The 18,641-nt window shown below is 72.0% G+C and carries 17 protein-coding genes; 9 read left to right on the forward strand and 8 right to left on the reverse strand.

Annotation, left to right across the window (positions count from 1 at the left end; all coding sequences use genetic code 11):
- The first annotated feature begins 19 nt into the window (after positions 1-19).
- Complete coding sequence (locus ACWEFJ_RS21165; RefSeq protein WP_378084026.1) at positions 20-763, forward strand: SDR family oxidoreductase; 744 nt, start codon at positions 20-22, stop codon at positions 761-763.
- On the opposite strand, the gene ACWEFJ_RS21170 is transcribed toward ACWEFJ_RS21165, so the two are convergent.
- Positions 760-1,305, reverse strand: coding sequence for a hypothetical protein (locus ACWEFJ_RS21170; RefSeq protein WP_449714770.1), 546 nt, complete (start codon positions 1,303-1,305; stop codon positions 760-762). The genes ACWEFJ_RS21165 and ACWEFJ_RS21170 overlap by 4 nt on opposite strands.
- Positions 1,306-1,450: 145 nt before the next feature.
- Between ACWEFJ_RS21170 and ACWEFJ_RS21175 the strand changes: the two genes are divergently transcribed.
- Complete coding sequence (locus tag ACWEFJ_RS21175; RefSeq protein WP_378084030.1) at positions 1,451-2,050, forward strand: hypothetical protein; 600 nt, start codon at positions 1,451-1,453, stop codon at positions 2,048-2,050.
- On the forward strand, positions 2,047-2,715 hold the full coding sequence (locus ACWEFJ_RS21180) for a fibronectin type III domain-containing protein (RefSeq protein ID WP_449714771.1): 669 nt from the start codon (positions 2,047-2,049) through the stop codon (positions 2,713-2,715). Before ACWEFJ_RS21175 ends, ACWEFJ_RS21180 begins: the two co-directional genes overlap by 4 nt.
- On the opposite strand, the gene ACWEFJ_RS21185 is transcribed toward ACWEFJ_RS21180, so the two are convergent.
- Positions 2,712-3,395 (reverse strand): aspartate/glutamate racemase family protein, encoded by a 684-nt coding sequence (locus tag ACWEFJ_RS21185; protein WP_449714772.1) that lies wholly within the window; start codon positions 3,393-3,395, stop codon positions 2,712-2,714. The genes ACWEFJ_RS21180 and ACWEFJ_RS21185 overlap by 4 nt on opposite strands.
- A 114-nt stretch (positions 3,396-3,509) precedes the next feature.
- Between ACWEFJ_RS21185 and ACWEFJ_RS21190 the strand changes: the two genes are divergently transcribed.
- Entirely contained in the window at positions 3,510-5,132 is a 1,623-nt protein-coding gene (locus ACWEFJ_RS21190; RefSeq protein WP_449714773.1) for an AMP-binding protein, read from the forward strand.
- 253 nt (positions 5,133-5,385) lie between these two features.
- Here ACWEFJ_RS21190 and ACWEFJ_RS21195 read toward each other — a convergent pair whose 3' ends face one another.
- Positions 5,386-7,242 (reverse strand): ABC transporter ATP-binding protein, encoded by a 1,857-nt coding sequence (locus tag ACWEFJ_RS21195; protein ID WP_449714786.1) that lies wholly within the window; start codon positions 7,240-7,242, stop codon positions 5,386-5,388.
- A gap of 46 nt (positions 7,243-7,288) precedes the next feature.
- A complete protein-coding gene (locus ACWEFJ_RS21200; protein ID WP_449714774.1) occupies positions 7,289-8,494 on the reverse strand; it encodes an FAD-dependent monooxygenase in 1,206 nt (401 codons plus the stop codon).
- Between the two features lie 92 nt (positions 8,495-8,586).
- Here ACWEFJ_RS21200 and ACWEFJ_RS21205 point away from each other — a divergent pair, with 92 nt between their 5' ends.
- The 3 genes from ACWEFJ_RS21205 to ACWEFJ_RS21215 are packed head-to-tail and all read left to right on the forward strand — an operon-like array spanning position 8,587 to position 10,805.
- Positions 8,587-9,519, forward strand: coding sequence for a TetR/AcrR family transcriptional regulator C-terminal domain-containing protein (locus tag ACWEFJ_RS21205; RefSeq protein WP_449714775.1), 933 nt, complete (start codon positions 8,587-8,589; stop codon positions 9,517-9,519).
- A gap of 19 nt (positions 9,520-9,538) precedes the next feature.
- The gene (locus ACWEFJ_RS21210) at positions 9,539-10,438 is read left to right on the forward strand and encodes a proteasome assembly chaperone family protein (RefSeq protein WP_378084041.1); all 900 of its coding nucleotides are present in this window, start codon (positions 9,539-9,541) and stop codon (positions 10,436-10,438) included.
- Between the two features lie 55 nt (positions 10,439-10,493).
- Positions 10,494-10,805 (forward strand): chorismate mutase, encoded by a 312-nt coding sequence (locus ACWEFJ_RS21215; protein WP_378084043.1) that lies wholly within the window; start codon positions 10,494-10,496, stop codon positions 10,803-10,805.
- 185 nt (positions 10,806-10,990) lie between these two features.
- Here ACWEFJ_RS21215 and ACWEFJ_RS21220 read toward each other — a convergent pair whose 3' ends face one another.
- From ACWEFJ_RS21220 to ACWEFJ_RS21230, 3 genes are all read right to left on the reverse strand, one after another.
- A complete protein-coding gene (locus ACWEFJ_RS21220; protein WP_449714776.1) occupies positions 10,991-11,959 on the reverse strand; it encodes an LLM class flavin-dependent oxidoreductase in 969 nt (322 codons plus the stop codon).
- Positions 11,960-12,493: 534 nt separating this feature from the next.
- Positions 12,494-13,573 (reverse strand): acyl-CoA dehydrogenase family protein, encoded by a 1,080-nt coding sequence (locus ACWEFJ_RS21225; protein WP_449714777.1) that lies wholly within the window; start codon positions 13,571-13,573, stop codon positions 12,494-12,496.
- A gap of 22 nt (positions 13,574-13,595) precedes the next feature.
- Entirely contained in the window at positions 13,596-14,834 is a 1,239-nt protein-coding gene (locus ACWEFJ_RS21230; RefSeq protein ID WP_378084048.1) for a ricin-type beta-trefoil lectin domain protein, read from the reverse strand.
- A 136-nt stretch (positions 14,835-14,970) separates the two neighbouring features.
- Between ACWEFJ_RS21230 and paaZ the strand changes: the two genes are divergently transcribed.
- Together paaZ and ACWEFJ_RS21240 are read left to right on the forward strand one after the other, a co-directional pair.
- Positions 14,971-16,995: a phenylacetic acid degradation bifunctional protein PaaZ gene (paaZ, locus tag ACWEFJ_RS21235; protein ID WP_449714778.1), complete on the forward strand. Its 2,025-nt coding sequence runs from the start codon at positions 14,971-14,973 to the stop codon at positions 16,993-16,995.
- Positions 16,996-17,116: 121 nt separating this feature from the next.
- Complete coding sequence (locus ACWEFJ_RS21240) at positions 17,117-17,956, forward strand: aldo/keto reductase (RefSeq protein ID WP_449714779.1); 840 nt, start codon at positions 17,117-17,119, stop codon at positions 17,954-17,956.
- A 7-nt stretch (positions 17,957-17,963) separates the two neighbouring features.
- Here ACWEFJ_RS21240 and ACWEFJ_RS21245 read toward each other — a convergent pair whose 3' ends face one another.
- The gene (locus ACWEFJ_RS21245) at positions 17,964-18,623 is read right to left on the reverse strand and encodes an MOSC domain-containing protein (protein WP_449714780.1); all 660 of its coding nucleotides are present in this window, start codon (positions 18,621-18,623) and stop codon (positions 17,964-17,966) included.
- Positions 18,624-18,641: the final 18 nt, after the last annotated feature.

Below are 18,641 nucleotides of genomic sequence, written 5' to 3' on the forward strand. Positions count from 1 at the left end.
CGTTGTTACGCTCACCGCCGTGCGCAAGACGATCCTGATCACCGGCGCGAGCGCCGGCCTGGGCGCGGAGATGGCCCGCCAGTTCGCCGCCCTGGGCCGTGACCTGGCGCTCTGCGCGCGGCGCACCGACCGGCTGGACGTCCTGCGCGCGGACCTCACCGCGGCCCACCCCGGTGTCTCGGTGTCCACCCGGCCGCTCGACGTGACCGACCACGACGCGGTGTTCACCGTGTTCCGCTCGTTCGCCGAGGAGTTCGGCACGATCGACCGGATCGTGGTCAACGCGGGCATCGGCAAGGGCAGGCCCATCGGCACGGGCGGCTTCCCCGCCAACCGGCGCACCGCCGAGACCAACTTCGTCGCCGCCCTGGCCCAGTGCGAGGCCGCGATGGAGCTGTTCTACCGCCAGGGGCACGGCCACCTGGTGCTGATCTCGTCGGTGAGCGCGGTGCGCGGCATGCCGAAGTCCATGACCACCTACGCCGCCACGAAGGCCGCCGTGTCGGCGCTGGCCGAGGGCATCCGCGCGGACGTGCTCGGCACGCCGATCAAGGTCAGCGCGATCCTGCCCGGCTACATCAGGTCGGAGATGAACCCGGAACAACGCGCCCCGCTGCTGGTGGACACGGCGGTGGGCGTGCGGGCGATGGTGCGCGCCGTCGAACGCGAGGCGCCGAGCGCCTGCGTGCCGGCGTGGCCGTGGAGGGTGCTCGCCCCGGTCATCCGCCACGCGCCCCTGCGGCTGATCAAGCGCGCGCTCTAGTCGCCGTCCTCCTTCGACTCGCCGCGACGGCGCATGAACGCGAACCCGGGGATGCCCAGGATCGCCTGCCGCACGTCGTTGGTGACCTCCAGCAGTTGGTGGATGTCCGGCCCCACGCGGTCCAGCGTGGCCAGGATCGGCAGCACGTCGTCGATCAGGTGCCTGGTCAGCACCGGGAGCTGGTCCACCAGCTCCACGGCGGCGTCCACCTCCTGCGGCGACAGGTCGTCCACGAACCGCTGCGCCAGCGGCTGCGCCTTGAGCGCGATCGGGGCGTAGCTGTCCAGCAGCTCGCGCGACGTGCGGGCGGTGCGGCCCACGTCGGTCGTCACGCCCTCGGCCGTCGCCGTGACCGCCTTGGCCCGCCCGACCAGCGCCTCGGTCTCCTCCAACACGCGTTCGGTGCGGGTGACCAGCTCGTCGGCGCGGCGCACGACGGCCTCGGCCGCGCCCAGCAGGTCGAGCACGCGGCCGGGCACGGACACGGCGGTCTCGACGGTCGTCCTCGCCAGACCGAACAGGGCACGCGGGGTCAGGTCCATGCCCCCACTGTGCCGGACGGAGCCGTCGCGGGCCTCAGGGAGATCCCTGAGCGAGTGATCCTTGTCCGAGTCGTCCAGACCAATTACAGTGACCTGCGCCACCGCCTTGACGTTCCCCCTCGCCGGGGAGTCGAAGGAGGCGCGCATGCCCAGAACGCTCCGAGCCCTCGTCGGGGCGGTGCTCGCCGGTGGCCTGCTGATGGCGTCGCCGGTCGCGCACGCCCAGGTCGAGTCCGGACCGTGGACGTCCTACTCGCCCACGTTCACCGTGCAGGAACGGGGCTGCGGCGAGGTCGCGGACCTCACCTTCCGCCTGACCTGCGCCACCGCGAGCGGCGACCAGCGCGCCGAGCGCCGGTACGCCACCTACACCGGCGGCACCCGCCAGTTCGAGGGGTCGGTCCGGATCACCAGCCTCGGCGGCACCCGGATCAGCCTGAAGCAGACGTTCCACGAGTCCGCGGCCGGCCCGTACTTCATGCTGGCCGTGGAGCGGGGCGGGCGGCTGTACGCGGTGCACGGCGGCGCCACCGTCGCCACCGGCGCGACCGTCGGCGCGACCGTGCGGGTGAACACCGTGCACGTGGTCGGCGGCGAGCACCGCACGTACGTCAACGGGTCGCTCAAGCACACCTACGCCGGCCCCGGCGGCAGCTTCTACGACAAGTTCGGCGCCTACCGCACCAACAGCGGCCAGGGACCGGCCACGGTGGTGTGGAGCGGCATCCGGTTCTGGCGCAAGTGAGGCGGCTCGTCCTGGTGTCGGTGCTGCTCCTGGCCGCGTGCGGTCGGGAGCAGCGCCCGACGCTCACCGCCACGCTGACCTCGCCGACCGACGTGTCCCTGGTGTGGGAGGCGGAGCCGGGCACGGCGGGCCAGGTCGTCGAGTACGCCCACGAGCCCGACGGCGCGTACACCGTGCTGGGGTTCGTGCCGCCCGACCGGACGTCGTTCGAGCACCCGGACCTCATCCCGAGGACGTCGTTCCACTACCGGATCCGGTCGTTCCACGGCCCGGCCTCGCCGACCGTGGACGTCACCCTGCCTCCCGGCGACGACGTGCCCGAGTCCGACGACCACGCCTGGGCCGAACCCGTGACCGGCTCCGGCGGCGACCGCCCGGTGCGCTCGGCCGACGCCGGCCCCGCCGACTTCCGGGCCGAGGTCCGGCACGCCAACGGGATCCTGTTCACGTGGACCGACCGGGCACAGGGGGAGGAGGGCTACCTGCTGGAGGTCCGACCCGCCGGGGCGGCGGACTTCTCGGTGGCGGCGCAGCTCGACCCGGACGTGCGGTCGTTCGGGCTGATCACGCTGCCGACGGAGAAGACCGCCACCTACCGCGTCCGCGCCTACTACTACGGCGCGACGTCCAACATCGCGCACCAGACGACCGGAGGGGACGTCTAGGCCAACGCCAGGTCGACGCCGGTCTCCACGTGGATGCGGGTGGAGTCGACCAGCGGCACGGTGCTGTCGGACTGGTCGACCAGCAACGTGATCTCGGTGCAGCCGAGGATCACCGCCTCCGCGCCCCGTTCGACCAGCCGTGCCATCACGTCCCGGTACGCGGCGCGCGAGGCCGGCTCGACCCGGTTCTGCGTGAGTTCCCGGTAGATCACGTCGTGCACGAGCGTGCGGTCCGGCTCGTCCGGGACGACCAGCTCGATGCCGTGCTCGCTCATCCGGTCGCGGTAGAAGTCCTGCTCCATGGTGAACCGGGTGCCCAGCAGACCGACCCTGCGGTAGTCGGTCAACCGCCGCGCCGTGGCGTCCACGATGTGCACGAACGGCACCTTGACGGCATCCGTGATCGCGTCCGCCACCTTGTGCATCGTGTTGGTGCACAGCAGGACCAGCTCCGCGCCCGCGCCTTCGAGCTTGCGCGCGGCGTCGGCCAGCAGCTCGCCCGAGCGCTCCCACTGCCCGGTGCGCTGGAGCTCCTCGATCTCGGCGAAGTCGACCGTGAGCAGCACGCTGGGCGCGCAGTGGTGACCGCCGAGCCGCCGCCGCGTCTCCTCGTTGAGCAGCCGGTAGTACTCGGCGGACGACTCCCAGCTCATGCCGCCGATCAACCCGATGGTTCGCATGCCGACGATTGTGTCGGTCCACCGCCCAGGAGCAACCACGAATAACGTCACCGCAGGTCACGCTGGCGCGATTCGCGGCGCACCGGCCGTTGCGGACTGCGGTACGTTGCCTTGATGGCGCACCTCAGCTACTCCTCGGGCACCTCCGACGTGCCGCTGCTGGGCGACACCATCGGCGTGAACCTCGACCGCACGGTGGCCGCGCACGGCGATCGCGACGCGCTGGTCGACCGCGCCACCGGCCGCCGTTGGACCTACCGCGAGCTGGCCGCCGAGGTCGACGCGGTCGCGGCCGGGCTGCTGGCCTCCGGGGTCGCGGTCGGGGACCGCGTCGGCATCTGGTCGCCCAACCGCGCGGAGTGGGTCGTCGTCCAGTACGCGACCGCGCGCATCGGCGCGATCCTGGTCAACATCAACCCGTCCTACCGGGTGCACGAGCTGGAGTACGTGCTCAACCAGGCAGGCGTCCACACGCTCGTCGCCGCCCCGTCGTTCAAGACCTCCGACTACGCCGGGATGATCGCCGAGGTGCGACCCCGGTGCCCCGACCTGCGCCGGGTCGTGCTCCTCGACAGCCCCGAGTGGACGGACCTGCACGCGGACACCCCGCCGGCGTGGCCGGAGCTGTCGGCGGACGACCCCGTCAACCTCCAGTACACCTCCGGCACCACCGGCTTCCCGAAGGGTGCGACGCTGTCGCACCACAACATCCTCAACAACGGCTTCTTCGTCGGCGAGCTGCTGGGGTACACCGAGCACGACCGGATTTGCGTTCCGGTGCCCTTCTACCACTGCTTCGGGATGGTGATGGGCAACCTGGCCGCCACCTCGCACGGCGCGTGCATCGTCATCCCCGCGCCCGCGTTCGAGCCCGCCGCCACGTTGCGGGCCGTCGCCGAGGAGCGGTGCACGTCGCTGTACGGCGTGCCGACGATGTTCATCGCCGAACTCGCCGACCCGGAGTTCGACTCCTACGACCTGTCGTCGCTGCGCACCGGGATCATGGCCGGCTCGCCGTGCCCGGTGGAGGTCATGAAGCAGGTCGTGGAGCGGATGGGCATGACCGAGGTGTCCATCTGCTACGGCATGACGGAGACCTCGCCCGTGTCCACCCAGACCCGGCGTGACGACTCGCTGGAACGGCGCGTGTCCACCGTCGGCCGCGTCGGACCGCACCTGGAGGTCAAGGTCGTCGACCCGGACACCGGCCGCACCGTGCCGCGCGGCACCCCCGGCGAGCTGTGCACCCGCGGGTACTCGGTGATGCTCGGCTACTGGCAGCAGCCGGACAAGACCGCCGAGGCGATCGACGCGGCCCGGTGGATGCACACCGGCGACCTCGCGGTGATGGACGACGAGGGGTACGTCAACATCACCGGCCGGATCAAGGACGTGGTCATCCGCGGCGGCGAGAACCTCTACCCGCGCGAGATCGAGGAGTTCCTCCACACCCACCCCGACGTGCTCGACGCCCAGGTCGTCGGCGTGCCCGACGTCAAGTACGGCGAAGAGCTGATGGCCTGGGTGCGGATGCGCCCCGGCGCGGAACCCCTGACCGCCGAGGCGCTGCGGTCGTTCTGTGCGGGCAAGCTGGCGCACCAGAAGATCCCCCGGTACGTCCACGTGGTGGACGAGTTCCCCATGACCGTGACCGGCAAGGTCCGCAAGGTCGAGATGCGCAAGCAGGCCGTGCAACTCCTCGGCCTCGCCGACGCCGACGCGGTGCAGCACGCGTAGTCCCCGCGCCCCGACCCCGGCCCCGACCTCGGCCCCGTCCTCGGCCTCGTTGCCGCGGCGGACGACGGACCTTCTCGGCGTCCCGTCTCCCCGCCGTCGGCCTCCGATGCCGCCGGGCGGAGTACGCGAAGGACTTGCGTCCCCAGCCCCGCTCTCGGCCCGCGCACCCGGCCCGGCCGAACTGGAACTCGACGGCGAGCCCGTGCCGCCGATGTGGCGGTGCGCGCGACGCCCTGAGCGTCCCTGTTCTTGTCTACGACACTCGTGCCTCCTCCGTCTCCGTGAACTGCGTCCGGTACAGCTCCTCGTAACGACCGCCCGCGGCGAGCAGGTCGGCGTGCGTGCCGCGTTCCACCACCCGCCCGTCCTCCACCACGAGGATCAGGTCGGCCGACCGCACGGTCGACAGCCGGTGCGCGATGACCACCGCCGTCCGCCCCTGCAGCGCCTCACCCAACGCCTCCTGCACCGCGGCCTCGGAGGTCGAGTCCAGGTGCGCGGTGGCCTCGTCCAGGATCACCACCCGCGGCTTCGCCAGCAGCAGCCGGGCGATCGTCAACCGCTGCCGCTCACCGCCGGACAGTCGGTAGCCCCGCTCGCCGACCACCGTGTCCAACCCGTCCGGCAGCGACGCCACCAGGTCCGCCAGCCGAGCGCGGCCCAGCACCTCCCACAGCTCCTCGTCGGTCGCGGACGGCTGCGCCAGCAGCAGGTTCGCCCGGATCGATTCGTGGAACAGGTGACCGTCCTGCGTCACCATGCCCAGCACGTCCCGGATCGAGTCGGCCGTCAGGTCGCGCACGTCCACACCGGACAGCCGCACCGCACCCGCGTCCACGTCGTACAGCCTGGGCAGCAGTGACGCGATCGTGGACTTCCCCGCGCCCGACGAGCCGACCAGCGCCACCACCTGGCCGGGCTCGGCCCGGAACGACACGTCGTGCAACACCTCCACTCCGCCGCGGTGGTCGAGCACCGCGACCTCTTCCAACGACGCCAGGGACACCTTGTCCGCGGCGGGGTAGGCGAACCGGACGTGGTCGAACTCCACCGACACCGGCCCGTCCGGCACCGTGCGCGCACCGGGCTTCTCGGTGATCAACGGCTTCAGGTCGAGCACCTCGAAGACCCGCTCGAAGCTCACCAGCGCGCTCATCACCTCGACCCGCGCACTGGCCAGTGCGGTGAGCGGCGCGTACAGCCTCGTGAGCAACAACGCCAACGCCACCACCGAACCCGGGTCCAACTCGCCGCGCAGCGCGTAGAACCCGCCCAACCCGTACACCAGCGCCAGCGCCAGCGCCGACACCAGCGTGAGCGCGGTGAGGAACACGGTCTGCACCATGGCCGTGCGCACCCCGATGTCCCGCACCCGCCGAGCCCGCCGCGCGAACTCCGCCGACTCGTGCGCGGGCCGGCCGAACAGCTTCACCAACGTCGCGCCCGGCGCCGAGAACCGCTCGGTCATCTGGGTGCTCATCGTCGCGTTGTGGTTGGCCGCCTCCCTTTCCAGTCGCGCGAGCCGCGTCCCCATCCGTCGCGCCGGCACGACGAACACGGGCAGCAGCACCAACGCGAGCAGCGTCACCTGCCACGACAGGCCGATCATCACCACCAGCGTCAGCCCCAACGTGACCAGGTTGCCGACCACGCTGGACAGGGTGTCGCTGAACGCCCGCTGCGCGCCGATCACGTCGTTGTTGAGCCGGCTCACCAGCGCCCCCGTCCGGGTGCGGGTGAAGAACGCCACCGGCATCCGCTGCACGTGGTCGAACACCGCGGTCCGCAGGTCCAGGATGAGGTCTTCGCCGATGCTCGCCGACAGCCACCGCGTGACCAGACCCAACCCCGCCTCGGCGATCGCGATGCCGGCGATCACGGCCGCGAGGGTGAGCACCACCTGGTACGCCGCGCCGGTCACGATCGCGTCCACGATCCGCCCGGCCAGGACCGGCGTCGCCACCGCCGACACCGCCACGACCACGCTCAGTGCGAGGTACTGGGCCAACCTCACCCGGTGCGGCCAGGCGAACGCCCGGATCCGGCGGAGCGTGGCGACGGAGAACGGCCGCTTGTCGTCCTGCGCGTTCGTCACGTGGTACAGCGACATCCAGGCAGTGGTCTCCATGTCCATGCCCGGAACGTAGGACCTGGAGTCAGCTGGAAGTCAAGCTCGGGGACCGGTAATCCTTCAGGGACACCATGTTCGCCAGCTTCTGCAGGTCGCCGAACATCCGCGCCCCGCCCGGGAGGTGCGGCACGACGCGCAACGCGATGTCCCGCATGCGGATGAACCCCCGCGACCGCGGCAGCAGACCGCGGGCCCCGCTCAGCGCGAAGTCCTGGCACTTGGTCACATACGCTCTCATCACCTCCTCATAGCGTCTGTACGCGGTGACGTGATCCGGCGCGGTGGCCAGCTCGCCCGCGAGGACGTACGCGCCCACCAACGCCATGCTGGTGCCGTTGCCGGCCATCGGCGACGCGCAGAAGGCGGCGTCGCCCAGCAGCGCGATCCGGCCGTCCGACCACGCGTCCATCCGGATCTGGCGCAGCCGGTCGAAGTAGAAGTCCGGCGCGGTGCGCATGTCGTCGAGCAGCCGGGGCACCTCCCACCCGCCGTCCGCGAACGCGGTGGCGACCAGTTCCCGCTGCCACGCCGTGTCGCGCCGGTCGTGCTCCACCGGCGGCGAGGCGAACACGAACATCCCCTTCGCCCCGCCGTCCGGGGTGGGGTAGAGGCCCGCGGTGCGACCGGGCACCGTGTGCATGAGCTGCCACCCGCCCAGGTCCTCGCGCCGGCCGGTGCCGAAGATGGCGATGTACGCGCCGAGGTCGCGGGCGAACCGCGATTCCGGGCCGAACGCCAGCGACCGCACCTTCGAGTGCAGCCCGTCCGCGCCGACCACGAGGTCGAAGGTGCGGGGCGCGCCCCGCTCGAAGGTCACCTCCACCCCCGACCCGGTCTGGGTGAGCGAGGTGATGCCGTCGCCGAAGACGTACTCGACGCCGGTCGTGGTCGCCTCGTGGAGGATCCGGACCAGGTCCTCCCGGAGGATCTCCAGCTCGGCGACCGCGCCGCCGGAGTCGCCCAGCGTGTCCGACGCCATGGTCGAGGTGCGCTTGCCCGCGGCGTTCACGAACGCCATCCCTCTCGCGCCCGTGTGCGCGGCGCGCACCTGGTCGAGCACCCCCATGCGCCGGGCGACGTCCCGGGCCGTGCCGCGCAGGTCGACCGCCTGGCCTCCGGGACGGGGCGCGGGCGCCCGCTCGACGACGGTCGGCGTGAGTCCGTGGTGGCGCAGCCAGTAGGCGAGCGCCGGGCCGGCGATACCTGCGCCGGAGATCAGTACGGTGTTCATGCGTACACCGTACATGGCTGTCCTACCTCGTCAAATCACTCGATGGTGCACTAGTGCTCTAGGCTGGGGTGTACTAGCTTGAGGAGGCGGGCATGACCGACGCGATCTACCAGCAGATAGCGCGCGAGATCCGCGCTCGGATCGAGTCGGGGGAACTCCGACCCGGTGATCGGGTGCCGTCGACGCGCGAGATCACCGTGACGTGGGACGTCGCGATGGCCACGGCGACCAAGGCGTTGGCCACCTTGCGCACCGAGGGCTTCGTGCGTCCCGTGGCCGGCGTGGGCACCGTCGTGTCGGCGGAAGGCGGGGCTGCTGCGCGACCGCGCGCGCAGGAGACCGACCTGACCGGCGAGCGGCTGGTCATGACGGCGGTCCGCCTGGCGGACCGGGAAGGTCTCGACGCGGTGTCGATGCGGCGGGTGGCGTCACAACTGGGCGTGGCGACCATGTCGCTGTACCGGCACGTCGAGAACAAGGACGAGCTGGTCCTTCGGATGATCGACCACGTGTTGCGGGAGGAGGAGCTGCCCGACCCCGCGCCCGGCACCTGGCGGGAGCGGTTGGAGGTGTGCGCGAGGCTGCAGTGGGGGTTGTTCCAGGAACACGCGTGGCTGGCGCCGGCCATGTCGATGACCAGGCCGCAACTGCTGCCCAGCGCGGTCGCGCACACCGAGTGGATCCTGCAAGCGCTCGACGGGAAGGGGCTGGACCTTGAGGAGATGATGCACGCCGCGGTGACGGTGTTCGGCTTCGTGCGAGGTGTCGCGGTGAACATCGAGCAGGAAGCCGAGCAGCGGCGGGACACCGGGATGACCGGGGACGAGTGGATGACCCAGCAGGCGCCGGCCCTGCTGGACATCGTCGCCACCGGGAGGTTCCCGATGTTCAGCCGGGTGGTGCGCTCCGAGCTGGACATGGAGCTGGACACCCTGTTCGAGTTCGGTCTCGCGCGAATGCTCGACGGGATCGGGGAATGGATCAGTGGTCGCTCGACGTTGACCGAAGGGAAGACTGGCATGTGAGCACTTGGGGAGGCACGCGGTGGCGCTGGACCCGGAGGATCTGTACGAGGTCGACTCCGACGTCCCGGACCTGACCGGAGCGGTGCTGTTGCACCACTTCGACGGATTCATGGACGCCGGTGCGGCGGGCGGGGCGCTGGTCGCCCACCTGCTCGAGGCGCACGAGCACCGGGTGATCGCGCGGTTCGACATCGACGACCTGATCGACTACCGCGCCCGGCGGCCGCCCATGATCTACGCCACCGATCGCTGGGAGTCCTACGACGCGCCGCAGCTGGTCGTCTACCTGCTGCACGACGCCGTCGGCACGCCGTTCCTGCTGATGACCGGTCCCGAGCCGGACCGTCGGTGGGAGGCCGTCGTCGCGGCGGTGCGGTCGCTGATCGACCGGTGGGGCGTGCGGCTGGCCGTGAGCTTCCACGGCATCCCGATGGGCGTCCCGCACACGCGGAAGCTGTCGGTGATCTCGCACGCGACCAGGCCCGAGCTGGTCGTGGAGGGCTCGCCGTTCAGCCGGGTGCAGGTGCCGGGCAACCTGTCGGCGCTGCTGGAGCTGCGGCTCGGCGAGTCCGGTCACGACGCGATGGGCTTCGCCGCGTACGTCCCGCACTACCTCGCGCAGAGCACCTACCCGACGGCGGCGTTGGGCCTGTTGCAGGCTCTGACGAAGTCGACGGGCCTGGTCATCCAGGCCGCCGCCCTGAACGAGGCGGCCCGGCAGACCGATGCCGAGATCACCCGCCAGGTGAAGGAGTCGGCGGAGGTCGCGCAGGTGGTGGAGGCCCTCGAGCGCCAGTACGACGCGTTCAACGAGGCGTCGGAGAACCTGCTCGTGCCCGACGACCAGCCGCTGCCCAGTGCGGACGAGATCGGCGCGGAGTTCGAGCGCTTCCTGGCCGAGCAGCAACGCGACCACTGACCCGGTCCCTTCCGGGGCGGTCCGCCTCCCGGCGACGTCGTGGATGATGTCGGACGTGGCTGATTCCGCATCGTCCTCACCGCCGACGTCGCTGGCGGAGGTTCGCGCACGCATCGACGCGATCGACTCGGAGCTGGTGCGCCTGCTGGCGCAACGGCAGGGGTTGGTGCGGGCTGCCGCGTCGTTCAAGTCCGACGACCAGGCCGTGCGAGCGCCCGACCGGGTCGCCCAGGTGATCGCCTCGGTGCGGGAGCGTGCCGGGGAGGCCGGGCTGGAGCCGGCGGTCGCGGAGGCGGTGTGGCGGGCGATGATCGGCGCGTTCATCGAGGTCGAGCTGGCCGAACACGCCGAGGCTCGCGGTCGCTGACCGCACGTCGGCTGCGCCGAGGGCGGAGCGCCGGCCGGGTTGTGATCAGCTGGGTTTGTGATCAGCTGGGCCGCGATCGGTTTCGGTGTGATCGGGCGCGCGTCATGATCGGGCTTGGTTGTGAGTGGGCTCGGTTGTGACGGCCAGGGGTGGTGACATCGGCTGTGATCGGCCGGTGGCCGTGATCAGAGGTACAGGTCGGCCAGCCGGCGGTACGAGTCGAGCATGGCGGTGCGGTCGTAGGTGCTGGTGGTGACCAGCACCTCGTCGGCGGCGGTGCGGTCGACCAGGGCGTCCAGGGCCTTGGCGACCTCCGACGGCGTGCCGTGGATGTGACCCTGCAGCGATTGCTCGAACATCCTGCGCTCGCGATCGGTCATGGAGCGGGCGAGGATGTCGTTCGGGTCGCTCAGGGGCGGGAACTCGCCGCGGGTGCGCGAGTACGCCATCGACCACGCCTCCGGCACGAGGAGCCGCCAGGCGTCCTCGGTGGTGTCGGCGACGGCGACCGTCGAGGAGATCACCACGTACGGCTCCGCTGCCCACGTCGAGGGGCGGAACCCGGTGCGGTAGGTGGTGATGGCGTCGATCATGGCGTCTTCGCCGCGGAAGCTGCCGATGACGAGTGGGACGCCGTGTGCCGCGGCCACCCGTGCCCCGGCGCCGGTGGCCAGGACGAACGGGGAGACGCGCAGGCCGTCGGCCGGGTAGCCGCGCACCGCCTGGTCGCCGGTGAAGTAGCCCAGCAGTTCGGCCAGTCGGGGGCCGAACTCGGCGGCGTCCTCCTTGTCGCGTCCCAGTGCCTTGCGGACCGCCTCGATGAAGCCGACGGATCGGCCGAGCCCCATGTCGATCCGGCCGGGGAACAGCGACTCCAGCACGCCGAACTGCTCGGCCACCACGAGTGGCTGGTGGTTGGGCAGCATCACGCCGCCGGTGCCGACCCTGATCCGGGACGTCGCCGCCGCGACCGCCGCTGCCAGCACGGTCGGCGCGGAGCCGGCGACGCCCGGCACGCCGTGGTGCTCGGACACCCAGAAGCGGTGGTAGCCGAGCTGTTCGACCTGGCGCGCGAACGCCACGGTGTCGCGCAGGGCCTCGGCATGCCCGAACCCCGCCCGCACGCGGGACCGGTCCAGCACGGAAAGCCTCACGACAGGTCCAACGGCCCCGCCGCACCCGACATTCCGCCTGATCCGACCCTTCGACCTCCACCAAGCCGCCCGCCGCCCGAGACCGCCACCACAACCACCCGACAGTCGACGCGCACCCGGCGGACGCACACCGCACATGGCCCAGGCCACCCGCACACGGCCCACGCCAACCGCACATAGGCCATGCTCACCGTGCCGACTCGCGCCCAACCGCGCCCGGCTCGCAATCGCGCCGCACCGGGCGAAGACCGCCGTAGGCCCTCGCCCCGGCCGCAACCCGCCGGCCGGCCCCATCTGCCCGGCACCTGCCCGAGCCGACCTGCCTGCTCGGCCGCGCCCGGCGTGCACGCCGGCTCGCCCTGCTGCCGCACCCGACGGCCCTGCCCGGACCGGGTGGGTTTGTGGCGCGGGCCGTGTGCCATTCGCCTTGCCCGCGCATCCGCGCCGGCCCGGCTGCGGCCGGGAAGGGGATCGCCGCAGGGGTGGGCGCGCGGAGGCGGGCGGTGTGGGGCGGGCGGTGTGGGGGTGGGCTGGTCAGAGGCCGGTGGTGTCGGTGGGGACGCCGAGCTTGACCTTTCCGTACGCCTCGAACAGGCGGCGGGAGGTGATGGTGTGTTGGGCGGCTACGTGGGCGTCCCTCAGGCAGCGTTGGAGCGGGGAGTCCTCGAAGACCGCAGGGCTGCCGCCGATGTCGAACGCCAGCCTGGTCACCGAGGCCGCTTCGGCGGCGGCGTGGGAGCAGGCCAGGCGGAGGCGGGCGCGGGGTTCGGGTGGGCTTGGCCGGCCGTTCACGGCGTCGGACCACCGGGCCGCCACTTCGGTGTGCAGGAAGGCCCTGGCCGAGGACAGGCGCGCTTCGGCGGTGGCCAGGTCGCGTTGCACGTCCGGGCGTTCGGCCGGCGTGGCGGTCGCGCCGGGGGACGTCCCGGTCACGGCCAGGGCCTCGGCTTCCTCGACCGCCCGCGCCGCGATCCCCAGCGTCACGGCGGCCACGCCGACGGCGAGCAGGCCGAAGAACGGGAAGGTCGGCAGCGGCGCGTCGACCCGCATCGCGGGTGGCCAGAGGGCGCGACGCGTCGGCACGAAGGCGTCCGCCACCTCCCACTCGTGGGTCCCGGTCGCCCGCAGCCCGGCCGCGTGCCAGGTGTCGTGCACCGTCACGGCCGACGCGGGGAAGAGCATGAGCCGCGGGCCGGCGGACGTCATCACGCCGCCCAGCACCCAGTCGCACAGCGACACGGCGCTGCCCCAGCCCCAGCGGCCGGTCACGCGGTGGCCGCCGGCCTCCTCGACCGCCTTCCCGACCGGGGCGGCGGTGCCGGCGACGACGGACCGCGGCGGCCCGAACACCTCCTCGGCCGCGTCCGGCGGCAGGTACCAGGCCAGGGAGGAGGTCGCGCTGGTCGTCATCGCCGTCCAGCCGGTCGAGCCGTCGGCGCACGCCAGGTCCTCGACCTCCCGCACCCACGAGGGCAGGTCCAACTCGCCGCCGCCGAGGGAGGCGGGCGCGAGCATGCGCGTCGCGCCCGCCTCGACCAGCGCCGCCACGACCGCCGGGGAGAGTCGGCGGTCGCGGTCGGCTTTGGCCGCCTCAGCTCTGATCAGGGTCCGCATGCCCCGATCATGCCGCGCCCGGTCAGGACACGGTCCACTTCTGGTTCGCGGTGCCGGAGCACGTCCACAGCTGCAAGCGGGTGCCGTTGGCGGAGCTGTTGTTCTGGGCGTCCAGGCACTTGTTGGCCTGGATGTTCACGATGTCGTTGGCGCCGCTGACCGCCCACCGCTGCGCGCCGCTCCCGTTGCAGTCCCACAGCTGGACCAGCGTGCCGTCCGCGGTGCCGCCCGACGCCGCGTCCAGGCACTTGCCCAGCGCGCGGATGGTGCCGTCGCCCGGCCGCGACCACTGCTGGGCCGCCGTGCCGTTGCAGTCGTACAGCTGCACGGGGGTGCCGTTGGCCGGGTTCGCGCCCGCCACGTCCACGCACTTGCCGCCGATGCCGGTGATCCGGCCGCCGGTGGGCTGGCCGCCGTCGATCGTGGACACGCGCACGTAGTCGACCACCAGCTGCTGCGGGAACGTGGTGCTCGCGTCCGGGTAGCCGGGCCACTCGCCGCCGACCGCCAGGTTCAGGATGATGAAGAACGGCTTGTTGAACACCCACTGCCGGCCGCCCAGGTCGGCGGGGGTGCGGCGCTGGTAGACGTTGCCGTCCACGGACCACGCGATGCCGGTCGGCGTCCACTCGATGGCGAAGGTGTGGAAGCCGTCGGCGAAGTTCGGCCCGTTGAAGGGCATCCCGATGCCGCCCGCGCCGGAGTACCCCGGGCCGTGGATGGTGCCGTACACGGTGTCCAGGTCGTGGCCCAGGAACTCCATGATGTCGATCTCGCCGCTGTTCGGCCACGGGTTGCCGGAGTTGATGTCCTGGCCGAGCATCCAGAACGCGGGCCAGATGCCCCGGCCGCGCGGCATCTTCATCCGCGCCTCGACCTTGCCGTAGGTCGTGGTGAACTTGCCCGCGGTGTTGATCCGGGCCGAGGTGTACTGGCAGCGGCCGTACCAGCAGTTGTAGTTGCCGGGGTTCTCGCGGCGGGCGGTGATGACGAGGTTGCCCGCGCCGTCCATGGCCGCGTTGCTCGCCGACGTCGTGTAGTACTGGTGCTCGCGGTTGTTGCCGTTGTTGTCGCCGACCTCGGTGTTCCACTTCGAGGCGTCGACCCGCGTGCCCGCCGGGCCGTTGAACTCCTCGGCGAAGGTCACCGCCATCGTGCCCACGTCCGCGGCCGCGCCGGTCGCCGGAGCGGCTTGGGCGGCCGGCACGGCGAGCGCGCCGAAGGCGAGCGCGACCGCGCTCACCACCACTCGTGTCCTCATCGACACTCCCTTCACTGGAGGCGGCGGCCAGCCAGAAGTTACTGCATAACCTTGAATCAAGTCACGATGAAAGTAGGGGGCTTTACTGTCGGGTCATGCCGGGACACCCACCGGCCCGACGAGGAGGTCGACACCGATGGCCATGCTGCGCAGCTACGTGTCCGGTCGCTGGCACGTCCCCACCGCCGAGGGCGCGCCGCTGCACGACGCGGTGACCGGCGAGGAGATCGCCCGGATCTCGTCGCAGGGCATCGACATGGCGGCGGCGCTGGACCACGGCAGGCGGGTCGGCGGGCCGGCCCTGCGCGAGCTGACGTTCCACCAGCGCGCCGCCCTGCTCAAGGCCCTCGCCTCGCACCTGCGGGAACACCGCGACGAGCTGTACGCCCTGTCCGCCCGGACCGGGGCCACCAGGACCGACTCGCTGATCGACGTCGACGGCGGGATCGGCGTGCTGTTCGGCTACGCGAGCAAGGCCAAGCGCGAGCTGCCCAACGACACCGTCCACGTGGAGGGCAACGTCGAGCCGCTGAGCAAGGGCGGCACGTTCGTCGGCCAGCACGTCGCGACCCCGCTGCGGGGCGTCGCGGTGCAGATCAACGCCTTCAACTTCCCCATGTGGGGCCCGCTGGAGAAGTTCGCCCCCGCGTTCATCGCGGGCGTGCCGTCGCTGATCAAGCCGGCCTCCCAGACCGCCTACGTGACCGAGAAGCTGGTCGAGCTGATGCTCGCCCCGGGCCTGCTGCCGGAGGGCTCGCTCCAGCTCGTCACCGGCAGCGCGGGCGACCTGCTCGACCACCTGACCGGCCAGGACCTGGTCGGCTTCACCGGCTCGGCGTCCACCGCCCAGGTGCTGCGCACCCACCCGACCGTGGTGCGCAACAGCGTGCGCTTCAACGCCGAGGCCGACTCCCTGAACTGCTCGATCCTCGGCCCGGACGCGGTCGAGGGCACGCCCGAGTTCGACCTGTTCGTCAAGCAGCTCGTCACCGAGATGACGGTCAAGGCCGGCCAGAAGTGCACCGCGATCCGGCGCGCCCTGGTCCCCGCCCCGCTGGTCGACGCGGTCGCCGACGCCGCCTCCGCGCGCCTGGCCAAGGTCGTGATCGGCAACCCGGCGAACGAGAGCGTGCGGATGGGCGCGCTGGCCGGGCTGGAGCAGCGCGAGGAGGTCCGGCGGTCGCTGAAGGCGCTGCTGGAGGTCGGCGAGGTGGTCTACGGCTCGCTCGACCGCGTCGACGTGGTGGACGCCGACGCCGAGCGGGGCGCGTTCCTGTCGCCCGTGCTGCTCAAGGCGGACCCCGACCACGCCCAGCCGCACGAGGTGGAGGCGTTCGGCCCGGTGTCCACGCTGATGGCCTACCGCGACGCGGAGCACGCGGTCGAGCTGGCGGCCCGGGGCGCGGGCAGCCTGGTCGGCTCCGTCGTCACGCACGACGCGGAGTTCGCCCGGGACGTCGTGCTGGGCGTGGCCCCCTGGCACGGCCGCGTCCTCGTGCTCGACCGGGACGACGCGAAGGAGTCCACCGGTCACGGCTCGCCGCTGCCGATGCTGGTGCACGGCGGTCCGGGCCGGGCGGGCGGCGGCGAGGAGATGGGCGGCATCCGCGGCGTCCTGCACCACATGCAGCGCACCGCCGTGCAGGCCAGTCCCCGCGTGCTGAGCGCGGTCACCGGGCGGTGGGTCACGGGCGCGCCGCGCACCGAGTCGGACGTGCACCCGTTCCGCAAGTCGTTGCGCGAGCTGAAGGTCGGCGACACGGTCGTCGCCGGTCCCCGCACGGTCACGCTCGCCGACATCGAGCACTTCGCCGAGTTCACCGGCGACACGTTCTACGCCCACATGGACGAGGAGGCCGCGGCGGCGAACCCGTTCTTCGGCGGCCGGGTCGCGCACGGCTACCTGGTCGTGTCCTTCGCGGCGGGGCTGTTCGTCTCGCCCGAGCCGGGGCCGGTGCTGGCCAACTACGGCCTGGAGAACCTGCGGTTCCTCACGCCCACGTTCCCCGGCGACGAGCTGACCGTGACGCTGACCGCGAAGCAGATCACGCCCCGCGAGGACCAGGACTACGGCGAGGTGCGGTGGGACGCCGACCTGGTCAACCAGAAGGGCGAGTCGGTGGCCAAGTACGACGTGCTGACGCTGGTCGCCAAGCAGTAGCGGGCGTTCCACCAGGTGGACGCGCGTCGGCCGGGTTCACCCGGACGGGAACAACCGGCGCGCTCCACCGGGTTGGCGGGAGGAGGACCGAGCAGCAACCGAGTATCGAGGAGCACCAGAGGTGTCTGAGACCTTTTCGCTGGGTGGCGACCTGACCGTCAACCGCCTCGGCTACGGCGCGATGCGGCTGACCGGTGAGGGCATCTGGGGGTACCCGGCCGACCGCGACAACGCGATCGCCCTGCTCCGGCGGGTGGTCGAGCTGGGCGTGAACTTCATCGACACCGCGGATTCCTACGGCCCGCACATCAACGAGGAGCTGATCCGGGAGGCGCTGCACCCGTACCCGGAGGACCTGGTCATCGCCACCAAGGGCGGGCTGCTGCGCACCGGCCCGAACGAGTGGCCGGTGCTCGGCAAGCCCGCCTACCTGCGGCAGGCCGTGGAGACCAGCCTGCGCAGGCTCGGCGTCGAGCGCATCGACCTGTACCAGCTGCACCGCGTCGACCCGGACTTCCCGCTGGAGGACCAGGTCGGCGAGCTGCGCAAGCTCCAGGAGGAGGGCAAGATCCGCCACATCGGCCTGTCCGAGGTGGACGTCGCCCAGCTGGAGGCGGCGCAGGCGGTCGCGCCGATCGTGAGCGTGCAGAACCTCTACAACCTGGCGGCCCGGCAGCACGAGGCCGTGCTGGAGCGCACCACCGAGCAGGGCATCGCGTTCATCCCGTGGTTCCCCGTGGCGACCGGCGAGCTGGCCCGGCCCGGCGGCGTGCTGGACGAGGCGGCCAAGGAGCACGGCGCGACGCCCGCGCAGCTCGCGCTGGCCTGGCTGCTGCGCAAGTCGCCGGTCGTGCTGCCGATCCCCGGCACGTCCTCCATCGCGCACCTGGAGGAGAACGTGGCGGCGGCGCGGATCGAGCTGACCGACGAGGAGTTCGAGAAGCTGTCCGCGCTCGCCTGAGCCCCGGTCACGCCGGGTCGAACGCCCGCCGTTCGGCCCGGCGCCGCAGGTCGTCGGGCAGGTCGTCGCCCGCCGCCAGCAGGCCCGGCAGCAGGTCGGGCTCGGTGGTCAGGGCGCGGAACGCGAGCGACACCGTGACGTCGTGGTCGGGCCGGTGCTCGACCACGATCTCGTCACCGGCGGTGATCGCGCCCGGCTCCAGCACGCGGAAGTAGGTGCCCGGCAGCCCGCGCCGGGTGAACGTCCTCACCCACCCCGGCTCCTCCATCACCCCGGCGAACGTGCGGCACGGGATGCGCGGGGAGGTCGCCTGGAGCAACGCGCCGCCGATCCGCCACCGCTCGCCGATCCGCGCGCCGCACACGTCCGCGCCGACCGTGGTCAGGTTCTCGCCGAACAGCCCGGACCGCAGGTCGCGGCCGAGGTGCGCCGCCCACTCGTCCAGGTCCTCCCGCGCGTAGGCGTAGACGGCCTGGTCGTCGCCGCCGTGGTGGCGCAGGTCGGAGATGTGGTCGCCGACGACGCCGCTGCCGCCGACGCCGCGCGGTCCGGGAGGCCGGACGTCCACGGGCCCGCGCACGGGCAGCTTGCCGATCCCGGTGTGGCCGACGACGGCCTGGTCGGACTCGACGCGGGAGCCGACGTTGACGGAGAGCACGTGGGGCATGACCCGACCGTAGCCCAG

The organism is Actinosynnema sp. NPDC004786 (assembly GCF_053601135.1).

Bases quoted from the DNA above. Each gene is read 5' to 3' on its own strand.
- ACWEFJ_RS21230 (WP_378084048.1), bottom strand. From the start codon at position 14,834: ATGAGGACACGAGTGGTGGTGAGCGCGGTCGCGCTCGCCTTCGGCGCG.
- ACWEFJ_RS21170 (WP_449714770.1), bottom strand. From the start codon at position 1,305: ATGGACCTGACCCCGCGTGCCCTGTTCGGTCTGGCGAGGACGACCGTC.
- ACWEFJ_RS21185 (WP_449714772.1), bottom strand. From the start codon at position 3,395: ATGCGAACCATCGGGTTGATCGGCGGCATGAGCTGGGAGTCGTCCGCC.
- ACWEFJ_RS21195 (WP_449714786.1), bottom strand. From the start codon at position 7,242: ATGTCGCTGTACCACGTGACGAACGCGCAGGACGACAAGCGGCCGTTC.
- paaZ (WP_449714778.1), top strand. From the start codon at position 14,971: ATGGCCATGCTGCGCAGCTACGTGTCCGGTCGCTGGCACGTCCCCACC.
- ACWEFJ_RS21205 (WP_449714775.1), top strand. From the start codon at position 8,587: ATGACCGACGCGATCTACCAGCAGATAGCGCGCGAGATCCGCGCTCGG.
- ACWEFJ_RS21190 (WP_449714773.1), top strand. From the start codon at position 3,510: ATGGCGCACCTCAGCTACTCCTCGGGCACCTCCGACGTGCCGCTGCTG.
- ACWEFJ_RS21175 (WP_378084030.1), top strand. From the start codon at position 1,451: ATGCCCAGAACGCTCCGAGCCCTCGTCGGGGCGGTGCTCGCCGGTGGC.
- ACWEFJ_RS21200 (WP_449714774.1), bottom strand. From the start codon at position 8,494: ATGAACACCGTACTGATCTCCGGCGCAGGTATCGCCGGCCCGGCGCTC.
- ACWEFJ_RS21225 (WP_449714777.1), bottom strand. From the start codon at position 13,573: ATGCGGACCCTGATCAGAGCTGAGGCGGCCAAAGCCGACCGCGACCGC.
- ACWEFJ_RS21245 (WP_449714780.1), bottom strand. From the start codon at position 18,623: ATGCCCCACGTGCTCTCCGTCAACGTCGGCTCCCGCGTCGAGTCCGAC.